The organism is Pseudomonas carassii, assembly GCF_036324045.1.
GTDB lineage: Bacteria > Pseudomonadota > Gammaproteobacteria > Pseudomonadales > Pseudomonadaceae > Aquipseudomonas > Aquipseudomonas peradeniyensis.
In genome coordinates this window covers 166,042-188,720 of the sequence record NZ_JAZDCT010000005.1, presented here as the reverse complement: position 1 = coordinate 188,720, position 22,679 = coordinate 166,042, and the positions used below count along the sequence as shown (strand labels likewise).

The 22,679-nt window shown below is 63.5% G+C and carries 18 protein-coding genes and 2 pseudogenes; 5 read left to right on the top strand and 15 right to left on the bottom strand.

Going from position 1 to position 22,679, the window contains the following annotated elements:
- Positions 1-8: 8 nt before the first annotated feature.
- Together V0R62_RS05925 and V0R62_RS05920 are read right to left on the bottom strand one after the other, a co-directional pair.
- Positions 9-1,259: a sarcosine oxidase subunit beta family protein gene (locus tag V0R62_RS05925; RefSeq protein WP_110735299.1), complete on the bottom strand. Its 1,251-nt coding sequence runs from the start codon at positions 1,257-1,259 to the stop codon at positions 9-11.
- A gap of 15 nt (positions 1,260-1,274) precedes the next feature.
- Positions 1,275-2,528 (bottom strand): serine hydroxymethyltransferase, encoded by a 1,254-nt coding sequence (locus V0R62_RS05920; protein ID WP_330103064.1) that lies wholly within the window; start codon positions 2,526-2,528, stop codon positions 1,275-1,277.
- Positions 2,529-2,773: 245 nt separating this feature from the next.
- Between V0R62_RS05920 and V0R62_RS05915 the strand changes: the two genes are divergently transcribed.
- Positions 2,774-3,814: a threonine aldolase family protein gene (locus V0R62_RS05915; protein ID WP_330103063.1), complete on the top strand. Its 1,041-nt coding sequence runs from the start codon at positions 2,774-2,776 to the stop codon at positions 3,812-3,814.
- 118 nt (positions 3,815-3,932) lie between these two features.
- Here the strand turns inward: V0R62_RS05915 and V0R62_RS26760 are convergent, their stop codons facing one another.
- The 4 genes and pseudogenes from V0R62_RS26760 to V0R62_RS05900 all read right to left on the bottom strand — a co-directional run bounded on the left by V0R62_RS26760 (position 3,933) and on the right by V0R62_RS05900 (position 6,536).
- A complete protein-coding gene (locus V0R62_RS26760; protein WP_408005634.1) occupies positions 3,933-4,661 on the bottom strand; it encodes a methyl-accepting chemotaxis protein in 729 nt (242 codons plus the stop codon).
- Between the two features lie 135 nt (positions 4,662-4,796).
- Positions 4,797-5,774: pseudogene (locus V0R62_RS26755) on the bottom strand (HAMP domain-containing protein); the annotation flags it as partial.
- A gap of 232 nt (positions 5,775-6,006) precedes the next feature.
- Positions 6,007-6,309, bottom strand: coding sequence for a cell division protein ZapA (locus V0R62_RS05905; protein ID WP_028688439.1), 303 nt, complete (start codon positions 6,307-6,309; stop codon positions 6,007-6,009).
- The gene (locus V0R62_RS05900; RefSeq protein ID WP_028688440.1) at positions 6,306-6,536 is read right to left on the bottom strand and encodes a hypothetical protein; all 231 of its coding nucleotides are present in this window, start codon (positions 6,534-6,536) and stop codon (positions 6,306-6,308) included. The genes V0R62_RS05905 and V0R62_RS05900 overlap by 4 nt, the downstream gene beginning before the upstream one ends.
- A gap of 238 nt (positions 6,537-6,774) precedes the next feature.
- Between V0R62_RS05900 and V0R62_RS26750 the strand changes: the two are divergent.
- Together V0R62_RS26750 and V0R62_RS26745 are read left to right on the top strand one after the other, a co-directional pair.
- Positions 6,775-7,584, top strand: a pseudogene (locus V0R62_RS26750) (MCP four helix bundle domain-containing protein); the annotation flags it as partial.
- Positions 7,567-8,439, top strand: a complete 873-nt coding sequence (locus tag V0R62_RS26745) for a methyl-accepting chemotaxis protein (protein WP_375538077.1) — start codon at positions 7,567-7,569, stop codon at positions 8,437-8,439. The pseudogene V0R62_RS26750 and the gene V0R62_RS26745, both read left to right, overlap by 18 nt.
- Before the next feature lie 62 nt (positions 8,440-8,501).
- Here V0R62_RS26745 and V0R62_RS05890 read toward each other — a convergent pair whose 3' ends face one another.
- Both V0R62_RS05890 and gbcB read right to left on the bottom strand, forming a co-directional pair.
- Positions 8,502-9,335 carry an RHS repeat-associated core domain-containing protein gene (locus V0R62_RS05890; RefSeq protein ID WP_330103060.1) on the bottom strand — a complete coding sequence of 278 codons (834 nt, stop codon included), beginning with the start codon at positions 9,333-9,335 and terminating at the stop codon, positions 8,502-8,504.
- Positions 9,336-9,538: 203 nt separating this feature from the next.
- Positions 9,539-10,639, bottom strand: a complete 1,101-nt coding sequence (gbcB, locus tag V0R62_RS05885) for a glycine-betaine demethylase subunit GbcB (protein ID WP_050703446.1) — start codon at positions 10,637-10,639, stop codon at positions 9,539-9,541.
- Positions 10,640-10,935: 296 nt separating this feature from the next.
- On the opposite strand from gbcB, the gene gbcA reads away from it, so the two are divergent.
- Positions 10,936-12,228 (top strand): glycine-betaine demethylase subunit GbcA, encoded by a 1,293-nt coding sequence (gene gbcA / locus V0R62_RS05880; RefSeq protein ID WP_330103059.1) that lies wholly within the window; start codon positions 10,936-10,938, stop codon positions 12,226-12,228.
- A gap of 100 nt (positions 12,229-12,328) precedes the next feature.
- Here gbcA and V0R62_RS05875 read toward each other — a convergent pair whose 3' ends face one another.
- The 7 genes from V0R62_RS05875 to V0R62_RS05845 all read right to left on the bottom strand — a co-directional run bounded on the left by V0R62_RS05875 (position 12,329) and on the right by V0R62_RS05845 (position 21,949).
- Complete coding sequence (locus tag V0R62_RS05875; RefSeq protein ID WP_330103058.1) at positions 12,329-13,249, bottom strand: RHS repeat-associated core domain-containing protein; 921 nt, start codon at positions 13,247-13,249, stop codon at positions 12,329-12,331.
- An 884-nt stretch (positions 13,250-14,133) separates the two neighbouring features.
- Positions 14,134-14,904 (bottom strand): electron transfer flavoprotein subunit beta, encoded by a 771-nt coding sequence (gene etfB, locus V0R62_RS05870; protein ID WP_330103057.1) that lies wholly within the window; start codon positions 14,902-14,904, stop codon positions 14,134-14,136.
- Between the two features lie 11 nt (positions 14,905-14,915).
- On the bottom strand, positions 14,916-16,148 hold the full coding sequence (etfA, locus tag V0R62_RS05865; RefSeq protein WP_330103056.1) for an electron transfer flavoprotein subunit alpha: 1,233 nt from the start codon (positions 16,146-16,148) through the stop codon (positions 14,916-14,918).
- Positions 16,148-18,100 carry a dimethylglycine demethylation protein DgcB gene (dgcB, locus tag V0R62_RS05860; RefSeq protein ID WP_330103055.1) on the bottom strand — a complete coding sequence of 651 codons (1,953 nt, stop codon included), beginning with the start codon at positions 18,098-18,100 and terminating at the stop codon, positions 16,148-16,150. Before dgcB ends, etfA begins: the two co-directional genes overlap by 1 nt.
- A 187-nt stretch (positions 18,101-18,287) precedes the next feature.
- A complete protein-coding gene (gene dgcA, locus V0R62_RS05855; protein WP_330103054.1) occupies positions 18,288-20,348 on the bottom strand; it encodes a dimethylglycine demethylation protein DgcA in 2,061 nt (686 codons plus the stop codon).
- A gap of 15 nt (positions 20,349-20,363) precedes the next feature.
- The gene (locus V0R62_RS05850) at positions 20,364-20,894 is read right to left on the bottom strand and encodes a DUF5943 domain-containing protein (RefSeq protein ID WP_028688448.1); all 531 of its coding nucleotides are present in this window, start codon (positions 20,892-20,894) and stop codon (positions 20,364-20,366) included.
- Between the two features lie 77 nt (positions 20,895-20,971).
- Positions 20,972-21,949 carry a dipeptidase gene (locus V0R62_RS05845; RefSeq protein ID WP_186712608.1) on the bottom strand — a complete coding sequence of 326 codons (978 nt, stop codon included), beginning with the start codon at positions 21,947-21,949 and terminating at the stop codon, positions 20,972-20,974.
- A 275-nt stretch (positions 21,950-22,224) separates the two neighbouring features.
- Here V0R62_RS05845 and V0R62_RS05840 point away from each other — a divergent pair, with 275 nt between their 5' ends.
- Entirely contained in the window at positions 22,225-22,626 is a 402-nt protein-coding gene (locus V0R62_RS05840) for a lysozyme inhibitor LprI family protein (RefSeq protein ID WP_330103053.1), read from the top strand.
- Positions 22,627-22,679: the final 53 nt, after the last annotated feature.

The window sequence follows — 22,679 nt, the reverse complement described above, 5'->3', positions numbered from 1 at the left end:
TCTCCGGGTCAGTGGGCGACGGCAGCGGCGCCGTGTTCGTCGATCAGCGCGCCGTTGTAGAAACGGTCGATGGAGAAAGGCGCGGCCAGCGGGTGCATCTCGCCTTTGGCCAGGCTCGCGGCGAACACGTTGCCCGAGCCCGGGGTGGCCTTGAAGCCGCCGGTGCCCCAGCCGCAGTTGAAGAACATGTTCTTCACCGGGGTCTTGGAAATGATCGGGCAGGCATCCGGCGTGGTGTCGACGATGCCGCCCCACTGGCGGTTCATGCGCACACGGGAGAGGATCGGGAACATCTCGACGATCGCCTGCAGGGTGTGCTCGATGACCGGGTAGGAGCCGCGCTGGCCGTAGCCGACCCAGCCGTCGATACCGGCGCCGATCACCAGGTCGCCCTTGTCGGACTGGCTGATGTAGCCGTGCACGGCGTTGGACATGATCACGCTGTCGATGATCGGTTTGATCGGCTCCGATACCAGTGCCTGCAACGGGTGCGATTCCAGCGGCAGGCGGAAGCCCGCCAACTTGGCCATGTGGCCGGAGTTGCCGGCGGTGACCACGCCGACGCGCTTGGCGCCGATGAAGCCCTTGTTGGTTTCAACGCCGATCACGGCGCCATTCTCTTTACGGAAGCCGATCACCTCGGTCTGCTGGATCAGGTCCACGCCCAGGGCGTCGGCGGCACGGGCGAAGCCCCAGGCCACGGCGTCGTGACGGGCCACGCCACCACGGCGCTGCACAGTGGCGCCGAGGATCGGGTAGCGGGTGTTCTTCGAGCAGTCCAGGTACGGGATCTCGGCCGCGACCTGCTCGGTGCGGATCAGCTCGCCGTCCACGCCATTGAGGCGGTTGGCGTTGACCCGGCGCTCGGAGTCACGGATGTCCTGCAGGGTATGGCACAGGTTGTACACGCCGCGCTGGGAGAACATCACGTTGTAGTTGATGTCCTGGGACAGCCCCTCCCACAGTTTCATGGCGTGTTCATACAGGTGCGCCGACTCATCCCACAGGTAGTTGGAACGCACGATGGTGGTGTTGCGGGCGGTGTTGCCGCCGCCCAGGTAGCCCTTCTCGACCACCGCCACGTTGGTGATGCCGTGCTCCTTGGCCAGGTAGTAGGCCGTGGCCAGGCCATGGCCGCCACCGCCGACGATGACCACGTCGTAGACCTTCTTCGGCGTCGGCGTGCGCCACATGCGCTGCCAGTTCTCGTGGTGGCTGAGGGAGTGCTTGAAGAGGCCGAAGCCCGAATAACGTTGCATGGTGTTCTGCTCCACTCAGCGGTAGACCGGGAAGTCGGCGCACAGGGCGGCGACGTTCTTGGCCACATCGGCCTCGACATCGGCGTCGCCCAGGTTGTCCAGCACATCGCAGATCCAGCCGGCCAGCGCCACGCACTGGACGACCTTGAAACCACGGGTGGTGACGGCCGGGGTGCCGATGCGCAGGCCCGAGGTGACGAACGGCGACTGCGGGTCGTTGGGCACGGCGTTCTTGTTGACGGTGATATGGGCGCGGCCGAGGGCGGCGTCGGCGTCCTTGCCGGTCAGGCCCTGGCGGATCAGGCTGACCAGGAACAGGTGGTTGTCGGTGCCGCCGGAGACCACGTCGTAGCCGCGGTCGACGAACACCTGGGCCATGGCCTGGGCGTTTTCAATCACCTGCTTCTGGTAGGCCTTGAAGCCAGGCTCCAGCGCTTCCTTGAAGCACACCGCCTTGGCAGCGATCACGTGCATCAGCGGGCCGCCCTGGGCGCCGGGGAACACGGCGGCGTTGAGCTTCTTCTCGATCTCCTCGTTCGACTTGGCCAGGATCAGGCCGCCACGCGGACCGCGCAGGGTCTTGTGGGTGGTGGTGGTGACCACGTCGGCGAAGGGGATCGGGTTCGGGTACAGGCCGGCGGCGACCAGGCCGGCGACGTGGGCCATGTCGACGAACAGCAGCGCGCCGACTTTATCGGCGATCTGGCGGAAGCGTGGGAAATCGAGGGTCTTCGAGTAGGCCGAGAAGCCGGCGACGATCATCTTCGGTTTGTGCTCGACGGCCAGGCGCTCGACTTCGTCGTAGTCGATCAGGCCCGTGGTGGTGTCGATGCCGTACTGCACGGCGTTGTACAGCTTGCCCGAAGACGACACCTTGGCGCCGTGGGTCAGGTGGCCGCCGTGGGCCAGGCTCATGCCCAGGATGGTGTCGCCGGCCTGCAGCAGGGCGAGGTACACGGCGCCGTTGGCCGAGGAGCCGGAGTGCGGCTGGACGTTGGCGTAGTCGGCGCCGAACAGCTGCTTGGCGCGCTCGATGGCCAGCGCCTCGACCTTGTCCACATGCTCGCAACCACCGTAGTAGCGCTTGCCTGGGTAGCCCTCGGCGTACTTGTTGGTCAGGCCGCTGCCCTGGGCCTGCATCACGCGCTTGCTGGTGTAGTTCTCCGAGGCGATCAGCTCGATGTGATCTTCCTGGCGCTGTTCCTCGGCATTCATCGCCGCCAGCAGTGCGTCGTCATAACCCTGGATCTGGTCTTGCTTGCTGAACATCGTGTATCTCCCGGCAGCGATCGTTTCTTGTCTGGTGAGGGTTTTCCCACCCTTTGCAGCGATGGTATGACCGGGCACCGGGGCACAGATGCCTGCGCGCGCCTTGCAATGGCGCGTTTACGACATTGCTCAAGGCGCTGAGGAAAACATCGTGGGAGCGGCGGTGCCTTTGGACAACCTGTATAGGCAACCGCCAAATCGATGGTTTAGAGTGCGTTCCTGCGTCGTACAAAAGGACAGGCGTCATGACCGACAACAACCAACAATTCGCCAGCGACAACTACTCCGGCATCTGCCCCGAAGCCTGGGCCGCCATGGAAAAGGCCAACCAGGGCCACCAACGCGCCTACGGCGACGACCAGTGGACCGAACGCGCCTCGGAATACTTCCGCAAGCTGTTCGAGACCGACTGCGAGGTGTTCTTCGCCTTCAACGGCACCGCTGCCAACTCCCTGGCCCTGGCCTCGCTGTGCCAGAGCTACCACAGCGTGATCTGCTCCGAGACCGCCCACGTCGAGACTGACGAATGCGGCGCGCCGGAGTTCTTCTCCAACGGCTCCAAGCTGCTGACCGCCGCCAGCGTCAACGGCAAGCTGACGCCCCAGTCAATCCGCGAAGTGGCGCTCAAGCGCCAGGACATCCACTACCCCAAGCCCCGCGTGGTGACCATCACCCAGGCCACCGAAGTGGGTACCGTGTATCGCCCCGACGAGCTCAAGGCGATCAGCGCCACCTGCAAGGAGCTGGGCCTGAACCTGCACATGGACGGCGCACGGTTCACCAATGCCTGCGCGTTCCTCGGCTGCTCGCCGGCCGAGCTGACCTGGAAGGCCGGGGTCGATGTGCTGTGCTTTGGCGGCACCAAGAACGGCATGGCGGTCGGCGAGGCGATCCTGTTCTTCAACCGCGACCTGGCCGAAGACTTCGACTACCGCTGCAAGCAGGCCGGGCAACTGGCGTCGAAGATGCGTTTCCTGTCGGCGCCATGGGTTGGTCTGCTCGAAGACGGTGCGTGGATGCGCCATGGCAAGCATGCCAACCACTGCGCGCAGCTGCTGGCGTCGCTGGTGAGTGATTTGCCTGGAGTGGAACTGATGTTCCCGGTGGAGGCCAACGGGGTGTTCCTGCAGATGCCGGAGCATGCGCTGGAAGTGCTGCGCAACAAAGGCTGGCGGTTCTATACGTTCATCGGTAGCGGTGGGGCGCGGTTCATGTGTTCGTGGGATACCCAGGAAGCCCGGGTGCGTGAGCTAGCGGCGGATATCCGCGCCATCTTTGGTGCCTGACCCAATGCCGGGAGGGCTTCGCCCTCCTTTCGCGACACAAGGCCGCTCCTACAGGTATTGCAATCCCCTGTAGGAGCGGCCTTGTGCCGCGAAAGGGCCGCAGAGCGGCCCCAGCGAATCAAAGCCTGAACCCACCCATCTGCCGCGCCAGGTCATCGGCCAGCCCACGCAACGCCTGGCATTCGTCGCGACACCCCTGCACTTCGCTGGCTGTCTGCCGCGCCAGATCGGAAATCCCCTGCACCGTCCGGTTGATCTCCTCGGTCACCGCCGACTGCTCCTCGGTCGCAGTGGCCACCTGCTCGTTCATGCCGCTGATGCGCTCGACCTGATCAGTGATCGCCCCCAGCGAAGCCCCTGTACGCTGGCTCGACTCGACCCCATTGCCGGTCGCCTGCTGTCCCGCCTGCATCGACGTCACGGCGGTGCCCGCACCCTGCTTGAGACGGTGGATCATCTGCTGCACCTCGTCGGTGGACACCTGGGTCCGCCGCGCCAGGGTCCGGACCTCATCGGCCACCACGGCGAAGCCCCGGCCCATCTCGCCGGCCCGCGCCGCTTCGATGGCGGCGTTGAGCGCCAGCAGGTTGGTCTGCTCGGAAATACTGCGGATCACCGCCAGCACTTCGTCGATCGAGGCAACCTCGTCGGCCAGCTGCGTCACCGCCTCGGCAGCGCGGCCAATCTCACCGGACATGCCTTCGATGTTGTGGATGGAGCGGCGCACCACCTCCCGCGCCTGCAGCGCCTCGTCACGCGCCGATTGCGAGGCATGGGCGGCGGAACCGGCGTTCTGGGCGATGTCCTGCACGGTCAGGCCCATCTCGTGCACGGCGGTGGCGACCATCTCGGTCATCTCCTGCTGGCGGCCCGAGCGCTCGGCGGTGTTGTCCACCACCCGGGTCACCTGCGCCACCGACAGGTGCAGGCGCTCGGTGGTGCGCAGCACTTCACCGATCAGGCCACGCTGGCTGTCGAGGAAGCGGTTGAAGCCACGGGCCAGGTCGCCCAGTTCGTCCTGGCGCGAGTCGTCCAGGCGATGACTGAGGTCCCCCGCGCCACCGCCGATCTGCACCAATGCGGCGGTGACCTGGCGAATGGGCCGGACCAGCCCACGCGCCAGCAGCACCACCAGCAATAACGACAGCAGCGCCACGCCGCCGCCAATCAGGCAGGTCTGCCAGATGGCCTGACGGGCCTGGGCGTAGATCTCGGCTTCCGGCACCTCTGCTACCAGGGTCCAGTTCAGGTCACGCAGGGGCAGGCCCAGGGCCAGGTAGTCCTCGCCATCACGCTGAAAACGGCTGCTGCGCAAGCCTTCGCCACCCACCAGCACGGCCTTGGCCGCCTCGATATCCAACTGCTCGGCTAGCTGGCGCTTGCCACTGAACTGCTGGTCGGGGTGGACCTGGATCAGGCCGTCATTGCGCACCAGGAACACTTTGCCGTGCTCGCCGAAACTGAAGTCGTGGATCAGCTTCGACAGTTCGGTCATACGCAGGCCCATGCCGGCCACGCCGACCAACTGGCCGTCCTTCTCGACCCGGTAGTCGATGAACAGCGCCAGCTCGCCGGTGGAGCCGTCGATATCGATGTTGATCAGGCGCTCGGCGCCACTGTCGATGTAGCCGTAGAACCACTTGTCCTTGGGGTTGGCGCGGCTGAGGGTGCGGTCCAGGCCCTTCTCGTTGTAGTAGTGGCCGGTAACGGTAGAGGCGAACAAAGTGGTGAAAGCGTGGTTGCGCTGCTTGGCCGCGTCCAGGTATTCGATGAAGCGCGGCAGCTCTGCCGGGGCTTCACCGGCGGCCAGCCAGTCGCGCAGGAGGGTGTTGCCAGCGATGTCCGCCGCCGCCACCAGCGGCTGGCCGAGCATGCGCTCGATATCGTTGCGGATGGCCTCGACGCTGGCCGGCAACGCCGTATCCACAAGGTAACGCTCGGTCAGGCGGTTGAGCGCCATCGTGTAGATCGCCACCACCACCAGGATGCTCGCCAGCAGGGCGGCGCCCATGCTTGCGATCAATTGCCACTGGATACTCCGCCGCCAGATATGCATGCCCCACTCCCCGATAATTATTGTTTTTCGGGAAGTGTATACACTTAAGTATCCAGTTGTTCCAGTGATCTGCGACAGGATGGATCGCCCGCCGCACGGGGAAAACCGCTCCCACGAAGCTGCGCGATGGCGTCAGTCAGACGTCGGAGACGGCCTTGCTGATGGCATCGACCGTGGCGTCGATCTGCGCCTGGGTGCGCTCGAGGGTGCGGTCGTGCTCGCGCTGCAGCTCGATCTGCTTGGAGCACAGGTTCAGGGCGGCCAGCACCAGCAGTTTGTCACCGATCAGGGTCGGGTAGTTGCGCTTGGTTTCGGCCAGCGCGACGTTGAGCATGCGCACGGCCTGGGAAAGGGTTTCTTCCTGGCCTTCGGGCGCCTTGAGCGAATAGTCGTTGCCCAGGATCGACACGACATTGACCGGCTGCGCTTGCAGTCTCATGCGTTCACGACACCCGCGCTGGCGCGCTCGACCAGGGCCTGGATGCGGGCGGCGGTGGCGCCGTGCTTCTCTTCCTGCTCCATCAGCGACAACTGCAGGCTGTCGTTCTCTTCCTTGGCCTGGGCCAGTTCCTGGCCAAGGCTGGCGTTCTGCTCGGCCAGTTGCGCGTTCTTGTGCATCAGGTCGCTGACCAGTTGCTCGAGTTGATTCAGGGAAGTTTCCAACATGCGTCTATCTCGGGTTGTTGCAAAGGGCGCACACGATAAGGAAAAACCGCCGCCCCCGCCATTAAATATCGGATTCAAAAGGTGTTTGCCAGGTTCAGGTTGACCCAGGATCAGCCCCCTTGTTCCGACTTGGGTCAACCGCTGGTCAGGAAAATAGTTAGCTGCCTCACATTTTTTGCATGCCGGACTCAAGACTGGCCGGTCACGACCGATAGGCAGGCAGGTCTTCTTCCGTCGCATGGATCGCGGCACCTCTTCTGCCTTGGGAACCGCCTCCATGTCCTTACGCAATATGAATATCGCGCCGCGCGCGCTGCTCGGGTTCGCCGTGATCGGCCTGCTGATGCTGGGCCTCGGCGTGTTCTCGCTGATCCAGATGGGCAATATCCGCCAGGCCGGGGTGACCATCGAAGAAATCAGCGTGCCCAGCATCAAGACCCTCGACGAGCTGACCGCGCTCAACCTGCGCCTGCGCACCCTGTCCTACCGCCTGCTGCTCAACCGCGAGCCGGCCACCCAGCAGGACACCCTGCGCCTGCTCGACGAGCGCAACGCGCAGATCGACAAGGCCCGCCGCGCCTATGAGCCGCTGGTAACCGCCGCCGACGAGAAAGCCGCCTTCGACCAGTACGGCCTGCTGCTCAACCAGTACCGCCAACTCGAGGCGCGCATGCGCACGCTGAGCCAGGCCGGCGATCTGGACGCCCTGCGCGACCTGCTCAACCGCGACCTGCTGGACAACTCCGAGCAGATCAACAAGATCATGGACACTCTGGTGCGCATCAACACCGACCAGACCAGCGCCACCAACGCCCAGGCTGCCGACCAGTACAGCGGCGCCTTCGGCCTGGTGATCAGCCTGCTGGTGGCCGCCACGGTGCTGACCCTGCTGTTCGCCTTCCTGCTCACCCGCAGCATCGTCAAGCCCATCGACGAGGCGCTGCAGGCCGCCGAGCAGATCGCCGAGGGCGACCTCACCCACCACATTGATGCCGAGGGCACCGACGAAGCGGCCCGCCTGCTCAAGGCCATGGCCAAGATGCAGGACAAGCTGCGCGACACCCTGCAGCTGATCGCCGGCTCCGCCACCCAGCTGGCCTCCGCCGCCGAAGAGCTGAACAGCGTCACCGACGAGAGCGCCCGGGGCCTGCAGCAGCAGAACAACGAGATCGAGCAGGCCGCCACCGCCGTCACCGAGATGACCAGCGCGGTCGAGGAAGTGGCGCGCAACGCGGTGAGCACCTCCGAGGCCTCCGGCGAAGCCAGCCGTTCGGCCGGCGATGGCCGTGACCTGGTGATGGAGACCGTGGGCGCCATCGAACGCATGAGTGGCGACGTGCAGGCCACCGCCAAGCTGATCACCCACCTGGCCGAGCAGTCCCGCGATATCGGCAAGGTACTGGACGTGATCCGTGGCCTGGCCGACCAGACCAACCTGCTGGCGCTCAACGCCGCCATCGAAGCTGCCCGTGCCGGTGAGGCCGGTCGTGGCTTCGCCGTGGTCGCTGACGAGGTCCGCGCCCTGGCGCATCGCACCCAGCAGTCAACCAGCGAGATCGAGCGGATGATCGGCAGCATCCAGGGCGGCACCGAGCAGGCCGTGGATTCGATGCGCACCAGCACCGAACGCGCCGAGTCGACCCTGAACATCGCCCGCGGCGCGGGCCTGGCGCTGGACACCATCGCCGGCGCGGTGGCGCAGATCAACGAGCGTAACCTGGTGATCGCCAGCGCGGCTGAAGAGCAGGCTCAGGTGGCCCGCGAGGTGGACCGCAACCTGGTGAACATCAACGACCTGTCGGTGCAGAGCGCTACCGGGGCGCATCAGACCAGCGCGGCGAGTGCCGAACTCTCGCGTCTGGCGGTGGATCTGAGCGGGCTGGTGGCGCGCTTCAGGACCTGATCGGAAACTCCCGGGGCTGAAGGCTGGCCCCGGGAGCATCATGCAAAAATGTTTGCTTTCCCCTAACCAACCCCTTCAAAGTTATCCCCCGGAATTACCTGGTAACCCTCACGGAAGTTTTGGCCTATACCTGAAAGCCACTCGACTGCCAGCCCTGCTCCACTAACCTCATAGGCTGTGCGTGCCAACACTTTCGGCCATAGGGTGTAGTCCGTTCCCACTTTTTTCACAGCATCGACTAACGCTGGCCGATACAACATAAAGGCCCCTGAGGCACCCGCAGCCGTCATTCCAAATTCTACTGGCGTAAAATTCGTAGGCCCACTCTCCAGCAGGTGCAGAACGATACCAGTGCCCCCCGAGTACAGTAGAAGCGTGTTAGCCGTTCTCCACTCCTTGCTCTTCTCCACATATTGGCCCACAGGGGTGGTTTCGCGATTGACCGCCTCAACAAACGTCCTTGCAACCGCGCCGATAGCAGTGTTGGCACTTGCTGCCACCATGGACCCTTTCGCGAATGCATCTTTATCAGGGACTGTTAGCCCAAGTAGCCAAGTACGAGGTGCGGTCCCGGTCCCGTTGCGACTTCTACCTCTAGGATCGGAATAATTGACCGGATCACCCGCACAATAGCCATAGGCATTGATCCCTCCCTTGCCAAACGGGCTGAGCCCATCGGAGGACTGGAAGCGCATGAGCACAGGATTGTAGACACGATGACCGTTACCCAGGTGGTAGCGATCCATCCCGCTGTCACGCGGCTCCCCGCAGTACGCGACTACTGGCCCGTCGTGGCAAGGCAACGCTCCGTAGGGCGTATGACAACGGCTGGAAAAGCCTGTGCCAGAGAGTGGCGTTTTCTGCTTGTCTGCAGCGAGAAGATGGGTGGTCGACATATCCGTTCTGCCTGCGTTCGTTTGCCGTTCTGGCATGCTGACAGTCGCCCCGCAGGTATGAAACTGACAGAATTACCAGGTAGCGCTACTCACAGGACAATGCGGGCGCAATCTCTGCATCAGAGTACCCAGCCGCTTGGGCTGAGTTGTCGTAAAGAGAACTGAAGCCGAAAGCGGAGCGCCCCACGGCGCTCCCTGGCGGATCAATACTCGATCCGCACATCCCCCTTCGGCACGCTGCAGCACGACAGGATGTAACCCTCGGCCTCATCCTCCTCGGTGATCCCACCGTTGTGCTCCATCTCCACCTCGCCGCCGAGCTTGAGCACCTTGCAGGTGCCGCAGATGCCCATGCCGCAGGCCTTGGGAATCATCAGCCCGACCTTGGCCGCCGCCGCGTGCACGGTCTCGCCCGGGGCCACGCGGATGCTCTTGTCGCTGCCGACGAACTCCACCAGGTTGAGGTCGGCCACATCCACTTCCGGCGCGTCTGCCGCGGCTTCGGCATGTTCCACCGCGTCGGCCTTGGCCTCCGGCGGCGTCGCGCCGAACGACTCCTCGTGGTAGTTCTTCATGTCGAAGCCGACCGCCTCGAGCATGCGCTTGACCGCGCTCATGTACGGCGTCGGGCCGCAGCAGAAGATCACGCGCTCCAGGTAGTCCGGGGCGATCAGCTCCATCAGCCGCTGGTTCAGGTAGCCGCGGTAACCGGCCCAGGGCTCACCCAACCCGTGCTTCTCGCAGATGATGTGCAGGCTGAAATTGGGGATGCGCGAGGCCATCTGTTCCAGCTCGCGGTGATAGATGATGTCCTTCGGCGAACGGGCGCTGTGCACGAAGACCATGTCGACATTGGCGTTGGTGTCGTAGAACCAGCGGGCCATGGACATCACCGGGGTGATGCCGACACCGCCCGAGAGGTACAGCACCTTGCCCGCCGGGAAATCGATGGCGTTGAACAGCCCCACCGGCCCGTGCACCGGTAGCTCGGCGCCCTCGTGCATGGTGTCGTGGAGGAAGTTCGACACCAGCCCGCCCGGCACGCGCTTGACGGTGATGGAGAAGCTGTAGGGCACCGACGGCGAACTGGAGATGGTGTACGAACGCATCACCGGTTTGCCTTCGATCTCCAGCTCCAGGGTGACGAACTGTCCGGGCTTGAAGAAGAACATGATCGGCTGGTCGGCCATGAAGCAGAAGGTGCGCACGTCCCAGGTTTCCTGGATGACCTTGACGCAACGCACGATGTGGCGGCCATTGGCCCAGGTCTGGGTGGTAACCGGATTGAGGAAGGTATCGGACATGTTCATCTCCAGCAGCCGAGTGTCGGCTTTCTTATGGCTCCGATAATGCGCAAGCGCACCGCGCCGTACATTCCCATCCGCGACATCGGCGTGCTTATCGCGACCAGCCCCGCGCTACAAGGGCTGGCGCGTCGGAATTCGATGCGGCCATGTCGCCCGTGGATATGGTCCTTTCCCGGCCCGGACGCACACTCCTCGGCAAAACAACATGCTGTTTATCGCGAACAACAGCCTTGCGGCACTACAACAACGATTAGCCACTTCAGCCGGCCGCACGCGGCCCCGAGGACCACACGATGGACGTCACCGCAACCCTGAGCCTGGGCGATCCACTGGAACCTGCACGCAAGGCCACCGCCGAGATGCTGCAGACCCGCGAGCGCACTTACTCGCTGCCGCAGCCGTTCTACTGCGACGAGCGCCTGTTCCAGATCGACATGCAGGAGATCTTCCACAAGGAATGGCTGATCGCCGGCATGGTTTGCGAGATCCCGACCAAGGGCAACTACATCACCCTGCAGATCGGCAAGAACCCGATCATCGTGATTCGCGGTGCCGAAGGTAAGGTGCATGCCTTCCACAACGTCTGCCGCCACCGCGGCTCGCGCCTGTGCGTCAGCGACAAGGGCAAGGTGGCCAAGCTGGTCTGCCACTACCACCAGTGGACCTACGAACTCGACGGCCGCCTGCTGTTCGCCGGCACCGAGATGGGCGCCGACTTCGACATGAACCAGTACGGCCTCAAGCCCGTGAATGTGAAGGTGGCCGGCGGCTACATCTTCATCAGCCTGGCCGAAAACCCGCCGGCCATCGATGAGTTCCTCGCCACCCTCGACCACTACATGGAACCCTACGACATGGAGAACACCAAGGTGGCGGTGCAGACCACCTTGATGGAGAAGGCCAACTGGAAGCTGGTGCTGGAGAACAACCGCGAGTGCTACCACTGCAGCGGCTCGCACCCGGAGCTGTTGAAGACGCTGCTGGAGTGGGACGACACCAACGACCCCCGCGCCAGCCAGGAATTCAAGGACCACGTGGCCGCCTCGGCCGCCGCCTGGGAAGCCGAGAAGATTCCGTACCTGCACAAGAGCCATGGCCTGCGTAACCGCATCGTGCGCATGCCACTGCTCAAGGGCACCGTGTCGATGACCATGGACGGCAAGCAGGCCTGCCAGAGGCTGATGGGCCGCATCAAGAACCCGGACCTCGGCTCGATGCGCATCCTGCACCTGCCGCACTCGTGGAACCACTGCATGGGCGACCACATGATCGTGTTCACCGTGTGGCCGATCAGCGCCCAGGAAACCATGGTCACCACCAAGTGGCTGGTGCACAAGGACGCGGTGGAAGGTGTGGATTACAACCCCGAGGACATGCGCAAGGTGTGGGACGCCACCAACGACCAGGACCGTCGGTTGGCGGAGGAGAACCAGCGCGGGATCAACTCCACGGCCTATCAGCCGGGGCCGTACTCGAAGACCTATGAATTCGGCGTGGTGAACTTCATCGACTGGTACAGCCAGCGGGTGCTGAACAACCTGGGGGCGGAGCCGGCGGCATATCTGAGGGAAGTACAGGCCCAGTAAACCGCACGACTTTACTCACTGAAAGGGCTGCAATGCAGCCCTTATTGATGGTTGTCCTCATAGACAAACTACGAAATGTATTGCGCGAGATATATAGCTTTCAGTCACTGTGCTGGTGATTGCTATCCTTGCGAAGAATAGTCTTCATTTCATCTAGATCGAACACCCCCCCCATCGCAAAAGGAGTTGAAGGTGGGGTACCAGGTAGGGTAGTAGACAAATCAGATTCAGAGTCTCTCGAAGATCCCCTGCCTCGGCGCCGAAGCCCATCAGGCAAACTAGTAGGAGCGTTCGACTCAATTTGAAGTATTGCGTGATTATTCATTGTATTGAGGGGCGTCACCGGTTCTGCTGGTGTAGTCGGCAATCCACTAATAATAACGCCCATATTTTTCTTCACCCTGGCCCATGAGTCTTTTCCGGAGTTCTTTATTGCCTTTATTGACCTCGCCCCACTGAATCCAGCACCAATCGCGGTAAGTGCTACCTCTGCTACCGTTAATGCTACCTTGGCAGGACCTTCAGGAACGGCCTGCTTCGCGATCTTGACGCCTAATCCTCCCCAGGCCCCCAGCGACATTCCTCTAGCAACCTGAACATCAAAGTTGGTTGTGGGGGTCCCCCCAAGCATGACCCAACTCCCGATCGCCAGGTTACTAACCCCCCCGACGTAAGGTGCCGCCGCATTGAAGGTCATCATCATATGACCATTAGTATCACGTTGATTGACCGGGTCGCCCGCACAGTAGGCATAGGCATTGAGCCCCCCTCCACCAAAAGGACTCCATGAATCCGCACTGAGAAAACGCATGAGCCCTACACTATAGACGCGATAGCTGCCCAACACATAGCCGTCCAGGGCTTGCTCGAAACGCTGACCGGTGAAGCCCAATGCCGCGGGGAAGGATGCTGGCGACCTCTGTCCATATGGCGTGTAGGCCGCAGCCAAGCTCTCAGCGCGGCCCTTTGCCAAGCAGGGACTCTGCAACCTGTCGCTCGCCAGTAGCGTTTGCGTAGCCATCTCGACGTACCTTTGCAGTGGTGTACGTACAAAATCTATCAATATGGCCAGAGTAGTGAACCTGGCAAAAATACCAGTTCACAGGGTTGCCAGTACCTGCGTTAGCGAAGTTTTCAACAGTTTATAAACAGTTAAGCGACGCTCTCCTGAACAAGCAGTGCACGCTCACCTGATCAAAAAATGCTCAAAAGGGTGTAGGCCGCTTGCTACAAGGGCTTGATCAAGGTTCCAACACGTTTTCCACAGGGGCACCAACAGAGATTGTTGAAAATGAAACAGGGAACACGACGCTAGCTGTGGATAGGTCCCCAACTTACTCATTTTCTTGAGATTCGGCGCCCTGCCGACAGGTATTGATCAAAAACTGATCACTTTCAGCAAACCCTTTTGAATCAAGGCCTGTAGGCAACATAGAACATGTTGTCCACAGGTCCGCTCACAGTGAATGTGGGCAAGTCCATTCAACGCTTGGCCCGAAGCCACACGTCATCATCAAATGTCACTGCTGTTTTTTTGATCAACCCGTCGTAAGCCATGAGGAATGCACCTTCCAGCCAAGAACAAACACTTTACCCACAGGCTGGCGAACAGATTCGGTGGGCAAAATGTGCAGCCCCTGGCATTTCTGCCAGTTTCCTTCAGTCACAGGGTGTGATGAAGTGAAAACGACCGTTTCGGCGTCGCTTCGAGGGCAGTTATGCACAGGCGCTGCGGGAAGGGGAGCGGGTGACGTTCGAGAGCGTTATCGAGGAGTTGCCGGGCCTGGCATTGAATGTGGTGCGGGAGACAGGTTGAGAGCCAGGATCTGGGGGGGCTGTAGTGACATCATCGCGGGGCAAGCCCGCTCCCACAGCCCCTGTAGCCAGGGCTTGTCCCGCGCGGCGTCAACGCAGGACCCCCTCCTCCACCAACAGCTTGAGGATCGCCTCGGCGCCTTCCTGTGGAGAAACGTCCTTGAGCACCTTGCCGCCCCCGCCACTGGCCTTGGCCGTGGCCGCCTTCATGCGGTCGGCGCCGCTCTTGGCCTTGATCACCTTGAGGCGCTTGGGCCGTGGCCTGGCCGGTTGCAGGGCATCCTCGGCCAGCAGCGGATCCTCGATCACCGCCACGTTGCGCGCCGCCAGCACACCACGCCGGGCCGGGCCGAACGCCGATTGCCGAGGCTTGGGCGCGGCGTTATCCACAGTCGCCAGCAACGGCAGGCGCACCTTCAGGCGGCGCCGTTGGCCCCGTGGCAGAGCCTGCAGCACCTGGGCGGTGCCGTTGTCGATCGATTCGACCTCGGCCAGCCCCACTACCAGCGGCCAGCCCAGCTTCTCGGCCAGCAGGAACGGCAGCATCCCCGAGCCTTCGCCGGTTTCGGCCTGGCTGCCGGTCAGCACCAGCTGAGCACCCGCGTCGCGCAGATAGTCGCCGAGCACACCCAGCACATCGGCGCCAGCAGGCTGTTCCAGCACATCCAGATGATCCAGCCCCATGCCCAGGTAGGCACGCAGCGCCTCTTCGCGAGGATCACCGGCATGCACCACCTGCAAGTTATCCCCAGCCAGTTGCAGGCCCAACTCCACGGCGCGGGCATCCTGCTCGGCGCGACGGGCGCGGCCGGAACTTGGGTGGGCGCCGATCGAGACCAGGCTGATGACTTTCGTACTCATGCTCGCTGCCCCTATGCCGCGTCGCGCTGGCCGCCGCTGCGGAAGTTGTCCACAGCCTCGATCAGTGCCTTGAGAATCGCCGAGCTGTCGCCGATAACCGACAGGTCGGCCCGCTTGATCATGTCGCAGCCCGGATCCATGTTGATCGCCACCACCTTGTCGCAGGCGCCGATGCCCTGCAGGTGCTGGATGGCGCCGGAGATACCCACAGCCACGTAGACCCGCGCCGTGACCCAGGTGCCGGTGGCGCCGACCTGGCGGTTGCGCGGCATGAAGCCGTCGTCCACCGCCACCCGCGAGGCGCCTTCAGTCGCGCCCAAGGCCGCCGTGGCCCGGTGGTACAGGTCCCAGTCCTTGACGCCGTTGCCGCCGGAGACGATGAACTCGGCCTCGGCCATGGCGATGGCGGCCGGGTCCACGGCCACCGAGCCCAGGTCTTCGATACGCGAAAGGCTGCGCGCCACGCCTGTGGACAACTCCACCGGCAACGCTTCATGACGGGTTTCGCTGACCGGCTCGGCACATTCGGCGGCGGCCAGGATCAACCGCGGCACGCTGCGCTGGAGATCCTGCTGGCCGGCACCGGCACGGCCGATGCACTGGCCGTCCTTGACCTGCCACACCCGTGTCGCCGGGCGTTCACCCAGTGCGGCGGCCAGGCGGCGGCCCAGTTCGCCGCCGCCGGTACGGCTGTCGGGCAACAGCCAGTGGCGCGGCGCGAACTGGTTATCCACAGCCCGCAAGCCCTGCACCAGTTGCTCCGGTGCATAACCAGCGAAGGCCTCGCCCTCGATGACCAGCAAGCGATCGACGCCGGCTGTGGAAAAGTTGTTTTCCTTGTGCTCGCCGAACACAACGGCCAAAACCGCGCCGTCGCTGCCGGCAAGGCTGTGGGCAAGGCCCAGCAGGTCGCGGTCGTGGCTGCCCAGGCGGCCACCGACCATGTCCGGCACCACGGCGATGTAGAAGGCAGGCTCAACCACTTGATGCAGCGGCAACTGCACTTCGGCGGCTGCACTGCGTCGCCCGCCGACACCGGTACCCTGCTGGGCGCCGCTGCGGTCGATGCGCTTGAGGCCGCTGGGGCCGATGAAGCCGGCGGCGATCGCGTGCGGGTTCTTGCGGATGATGCCGTGGGGGCCCATCCAGCTCGTCTGTTGCGTCTGCATCGCCGCGTGCAGCGGATGCAGGCGGTTACGGGCGATCCACTCGGCGCGTGGGTCGCGGCGGATGATGTCGCTCATCAGTGCACCTCCGCAGGTTCACGTTTGGCAGCCTGCGACTTCGCGGTTGCAGGGGCTTCGTCTTCGATCAGCACATCGGCGACCAGCTCGGCCAGGTCCTTGATCTGCGGACGCGGTTCGACCACGCCCTCGAGCATCGCCGTGCACTGTGGACAACCCACCGCCACCAGCTCGGCCTCGGTCTCGCGGATATCGTCCATGCGCATGTCGGGAATACGCTGCTTGCCGGGGATATCGGTGATCGGCGCACCGCCGCCACCGCCACAGCAGCGGGAGCGGAAGCCCGAGCGCTGCATCTCGCGCACTTCGATACCCAGCGCCTTGAGCACTTCGCGCGGGGCTTCGTATTCGCCGTTGTAGCGACCCAGGTAGCACGGATCGTGGTAGGTGACACTGCCGCCCTTGTGCTGGCCGAGGTTGAGCTTGCCGGCGGTGATCAGCTCGGCAATATAGGTGCTGTGGTGCTGAACCTGGTAGTCGCCGCCCAAGGCGCCGTATTCGTTCTTCAGCACATGGAAGCTGTGCGGATCGCAGGTGACGATGCGCTGGAAGCTGTATTTGCCCAGGGTCTGGATGTTGCGCTTGGCCAATTGCTGGAAGGTCGCCTCGTCGCCCAGGCGTCGGGCCACGTCACCGCTGTCGCGCTCTTCAAGACCGAGCACGGCGAAGTCCACGCCCGAAGCCTTGAGCACTTTAACGAAGGCCCGCAGGGTGCGTTGGTTGCGCATGTCGAAGGCGCCGTCGCCGACCCAGAACAGCACCTCGGTGCGCTTCACCTCGGACAGCAGTTTCAGGTTGAGGTCGGCCGCCCAGTTCATCCGCCCGCCCGGGGCGAAACCGCCGGGATTGTCGGTGGCGATCAGGTTGTCCAGCACCTCGGCGCCCTTGTTCGGCGTGGCGCCCTTTTCCAGGGTCAGGTGGCGGCGCATGTCGACGATGGCATCGACGTGCTCGATCATCATCGGGCATTCCTCGACGCAAGCGCGGCAGGTGGTGCACGACCACAGCGTCTCGGCATCCACCAGGCCGTTGACAATCGGCTGGCGCGGATGGCCGCCATGTTCGCCGACCGGCTTGCCCGGGTAGGGGCTGCCGGCGAACTGCGCGTCGGTGCCACCGGCCAGACCGATGACCATGTCCTGGATCAGCTTTTTCGGGTTCAGCGGCTGGCCGGCGGCGAACGCCGGGCACATGGCCTCGCACTTGCCGCACTGCACGCAGGCGTCGAAGCCGAGCAGTTGGTTCCAGGTGAAATCGACCGGTTTCTCCACGCCCAGCGGTGCGTTGGGGTCTTCGAGATCCAGCGGCTTGAGGCCGGTGGAGCGGCCACCGCCGAAGCGCTCGGCGCGGCGGTGCCATGCCAGGTGCAGAGCGCCGGCGAAGGCGTGTTTCATCGGGCCGCCCCAGGTCATGCCGAAGAACAGCTCGGACACGCCCCACAGCACGCCGACACCCAGCAAGGCGACCAGCACCCATCCACCGCTACCTTCCGGCAGGATGCCGGCAACCGGCAGCGTGGCGATGAAGAAGCTCGCCGCGAACATCAGCAGACTTTTCGGCAGGCGCATCCATGGGCCCTTGGACAGGCGCGAAGGAGGGTTGAGCCGACGTTTGAAGACGAAAAGCGCGCCCGTGAACATGATCACCGTGGCCACCAGCAAGGCGTAGCCCAGGATCGTGCTGTGCAGGCCGAAGCCGTGCACCAGGATCGCCAGCACGGCCGACAGCACGAAGCCGCCCGCAGTGGCCACGTGGGTCTTGGACATGTACTTGTCGCGCTCGACCACATGGTGCAGGTCCACCAGGTAACGCCGTGGCATGGCCAGCAGGCCACCGATCAGGTCAACCTTGCTAGGCCGCCCACGCCGCCACATGCGCACCCGGCGCAGGGCGCCAAGCACCGCCAGGCCAAGGGCGGTGAACAGCAGGATGGGTAAGAGGGTGTTCAACATGGGAGGCTCCCACAACAGCTGGATTCTTGCGCCGCTCTCAAGAGCGACGCGGAGCCCTGTAGGAGCGGCCTTGTGCCGCGAAAGGGTCGCGCAGCGGCCCCGGCATGTTCAGCAGTACCACACATTGCCGGGTCTGCTTCGCAGCCCTTTCGCGGCACAAGGCCGCTCCTACAGAGAGGCGGTGCGATCAGAAGTCCTTGCACAACCGCAAGGCGTCATAGATCGCCGCATGCACGTTGCGCTGGGCCACGCAGTCGCCGATGCGGTACAGCAGGTAGCCCTCGCCCGGCTGGCTGAGGATCGGCTGCGGCTTGATGGCGAACAGCGCCTCCACGTCGATCTGGCCCTTGTTGCGCGAGCCGTCCTTGAGCGCGTAGTACAGCTGCTCGTCAGGGCGCACGCCGTTCTCCACCACCACCTGGTCGACCACGCGCTCTTCCTTGGCGCCGGTGTATTCGTTCTCGAGCACCGCCACCAGCTTGTCACCCTCGCGATAGACCTTTTCCAGCATCATGTCGCCGGTCATGATCACTTCTTTGGGGTACATGCTGCGGTAGTAGGTCGGGAAGGTCGTGCCGCCCATGGCCACACCCGGCTTGATGTCGTCGGTGACGATCTCGACCTGGCTGCCCTTGTCGGCGATGAAGTCGGCCACCGACATGCCGGTGAATTCGCAGATGGTGTCGTACACCAGCACGTTCTTGCCCGGCGCGATCTTGCCATCCAGCACATCCCAGCTGCTCACCACCAGCCCTTCGGCGGCGCCCCAGTGCTCGTTCTGCTCGAGGAACGAATGGCCGCCCACCGCCAGGACGATGATGTCCGGGCGCAGGTCCTGGATGGTGTCCACATCCGCGGCGGTGCCCAGGCGCAGGTCGACCTTCAGGCGGGCGAACTCCAGCTGGTACCAGCGGGTGATGCCGGCGATCTGGTCACGCTGCGGCGCCTTGGCAGCGATGGTGATCTGCCCGCCGATCTGGTCCTTCTTCTCGAACACGGTGACGTCGTGGCCACGCTCGGCGGCGACGCGGGCCGCCTCCATGCCGGCCGGCCCGGCGCCAACCACCACCACCTTGCGCTTCGGCCCGGTGGACTTCTCGATGATGTGCGGCACGCCCATGTATTCACGGGAGGTCGCGGCGTTCTGGATGCACAGCACATCCAGGCCCTGGTACTGGCGGTCGATGCAGTAGTTGGCACCGACGCACTGCTTGATCTGGTCGACCTGGCCCATCTTGATCTTGGCGATCAGGTGCGGGTCGGCGATGTGCGCGCGGGTCATGCCGACCATGTCGACATAGCCGCCTTCGAGGATGCGCGTGGCCTGGTTCGGGTCCTTGATGTTCTGCGCGTGCAGCACCGGGACCTTGACCACTTCCTTGATGCCGGCCGCCAGGTGCAGGAAGGGCTCCGGCGGGTAGCTCATGTTGGGGATGACGTTGGCCAGGGTGTTGTGGGTGTCGCAGCCCGAGCCGACCACGCCGATGAAATCGAGCATGCCGGTGGCGTCGTAGTAGGCGGCGATCTGCTTCATGTCCTCGTGGCTGAGTCCATCGGGATGGAACTCGTCGCCGCAGATGCGCATGCCCACGCAGAAGTCGTCGCCGACTTCCTTGCGCACGGCCTTGAGCACTTCCAGGCCAAACTTCATTCGGCCCTCGAAGGTGCCGCCCCACTCGTCGGTACGCTTGTTGACCCGTGGGCTCCAGAACTGGTCGATCATGTGCTGGTGCACGGCCGACAGCTCGACGCCGTCCAGACCGCCCTCCTTGGCACGACGCGCCGCTTGCGCGTAGTTGCCGATCACCCGCCAGATCTCCTCCACCTCGATGGTCTTGCAGGTGGCGCGGTGCACGGGTTCGCGGATGCCCGACGGCGACATCAGGGTCGGCCAGTTGAAGCCGTCCCAGCGCGAGCGACGGCCCATGTGGGTAATCTGGATCATGATCTTGGCGCCATGCTTGTGCATGGCGTCGGCGAGGTTCTGGAAGTGCGGGATGATGCGGTCGGTGGACAGGTTGACCGACGACCACCACTCCTGCGGGCTGTCGATGGCCACCACCGACGAGCCGCCGCAGATGGCCAGGCCGATGCCGCCCTTGGCCTTCTCTTCGTAGTACTTCACGTAGCGGTCGGTGGTCATGCCGCCATCGGTGGCGTAGACCTCGGCGTGCGCGGTGCTGAGCACGCGGTTGCGGACGGTCAGCTTGCCGATCTGGATCGGCTGGAACATTGCTTCGAAGGCCATGACGCTATCTCCGGCTTACAACGGCTTTGTAACGAACAGGCCATCTTCGTGGCCTTCTTCCGACCCGCCGTAGACCTGTTCGGCCACGGTGCGGATCGAGCTGCCGCGGGCAGCGAGAATCTGGTCCATGGCACCGGCGAACCAGCCGGTGAACATGTAGTCGACCTTGCGGCCGCACTTGCCATAGACGTACACGAATGCGGAGTGCTTGAGCTTGACGCTGCAGGTGCCTTTATCCAAGTCGATGTCCTGGATCTGGAACAGGCCCCAGCCACGCTGGGACAGGCGCTTCATGTAGTGCTCGAACACCGCCACGCCTTCCAGGCCATGGCATTCGGCCTCTTTTTCGCACCAGTGCCAGGCGGACTTGTAGCCGGCCTTGTAGAGGATCTCGGCGTACTTGTCGGCGCCCAGCACTTCCTCGATGCCCATGTGGTTGTTGACGAAGAAATGCCGTGGCACGTAGAGCATCGGCAGGGCGTCGCTGGTCCAGACACCGGTCTCGCTGTCGACTTCGATTGGCAATTGCGGGGCGATCTTGGCCATGGAAACTCAACTCCATAAAATTTTTTGTTTGGATGCCCCGGCGTTGCTGGCAGGGGCTTTCAGGCTTGGAGAGCGGCTTACTCGCCCCAAACGTCTTTCAAGACGTTGACCCAGTTTTCGCCCATGATCTTGCGTACCACGCGCTCGGAATGGCCGCGCTTGAGCAGGGTCTCGGTGAGGTTGGGGAATTCGCCGACAGTGCGAATTCCCAGCGGGTTGATGATCTTGCCGAAGTTGGTCAGACGGCGGGCGTAGCCCTTGTCGTGGGTCAGGTACTCGAAGAAGTCCTGGCCATGGCCCTGGGTGAAGTCGGTACCAATGCCGATGGCGTCCTCGCCGACGATGTTCATGGTGTACTCGATGGCCTCGGCGTAGTCGTCGATGGTCGAGTCGATGCCCTTGGCCAGGAACGGCGCGAACATGGTCACGCCGACGAAGCCGCCGTGGTCGGCGATGAATTTCAGCTCTGCGTCGGACTTGTTGCGCGGGTGTTCTTTAAGGCCCGAGGGCAGACAGTGGGAATAGCAGACCGGCTTCTTCGATTCGAGGATGACTTCCTCGGAGGTCTTGGAGCCGACGTGGGACAGGTCGCACATGATGCCGACGCGGTTCATCTCGGCGACGATCTCGCGGCCGAAGCCCGACAGGCCACCATCACGCTCGTAGCAACCGGTACCCACCAGGTTCTGGGTGTTGTAGCACATCTGCACGATGCCTACGCCGAGCTGCTTGAACACGTCGACATAGGCGATCTGGTCTTCGAACGCATGGGCGTTCTGGAAGCCGAAGAGGATGCCGGTCTTGCCCAGCTCCTTGGCCTTGCGGATGTCGGCGGTGGTGCGCACCGGCATCACCAGGTCGCTGTTTTCGCGGATCAGCTTCTGGCTGGCGGCGATGTTGTCGACGGTGGCCTTGAAGCCCTCCCACACCGAGACCGTGCAGTTGGCTGCGGTCAGCCCGCCCTTGCGCATGTCCTCGAACAGCTCGCGGTTCCATTTGGCAATGATCAGGCCGTCGATGACGATGCTGTCGGCGTGAAGTTCGGCTGGGCTCATCAGGCTGTCCCCTTTTATTGAAGTCTGCATGCGCCGAACCTTGTGCCGGCGCTTTGGGGCCAGCATATGCCTGCCGCCCGAGGCGCCCCGATGCAAAAACGACAGGGGGTTTGCCGAAAGCGTCAATGGCCGACCTGGCACGCTCTGGCACGGCCCTCGGCAATGAGAGCGAGTCTCGATAACGGCCTTTGATGAACATTTCGTCAGGGAGCTATCGCCCGAACCTGCGCTGAGCGAGAATCCAGCGATTCGTCAGCCTGTTCAGGAGAAATCGGATGAAATCAATGGCATGGCTGGTCCTGCTGGCGGTCGCGGGCACCGCGCACGCCGCCGAGGAAGAAAGCACGCCCTGCGACAACGTCGAGACCGACCAGCAGGGGTACGCCTGCGCGGCCTACAACAAGCAGACCGCCGAGCGCGAGCTGAAATCGGCCTATGACGACCTGATGCAACGCATCCGCGACCAGTACGCCGATGAAAGCGACAAGGCCGCGGCGCTGAGCGGCAAGATGGAGGCCGCCGAAAAGCTGTGGGCGCAGTTGCGCGACGCTGACTGCAAGGTCGAGACCTGGGCCGAGAAGCCGGGGAGCAAGGCATTCGAGGCGGCGTGGAACACCTGTGTGGCGCAGCGTAGCGACGAGCGGTCGGAATACCTGCAGTCCATTGGTCAACAGTGAACACCGCGTTGTGCCGTTTTAACCTGTAGGAGCGGCCTCGTGCCGCGAAAGGG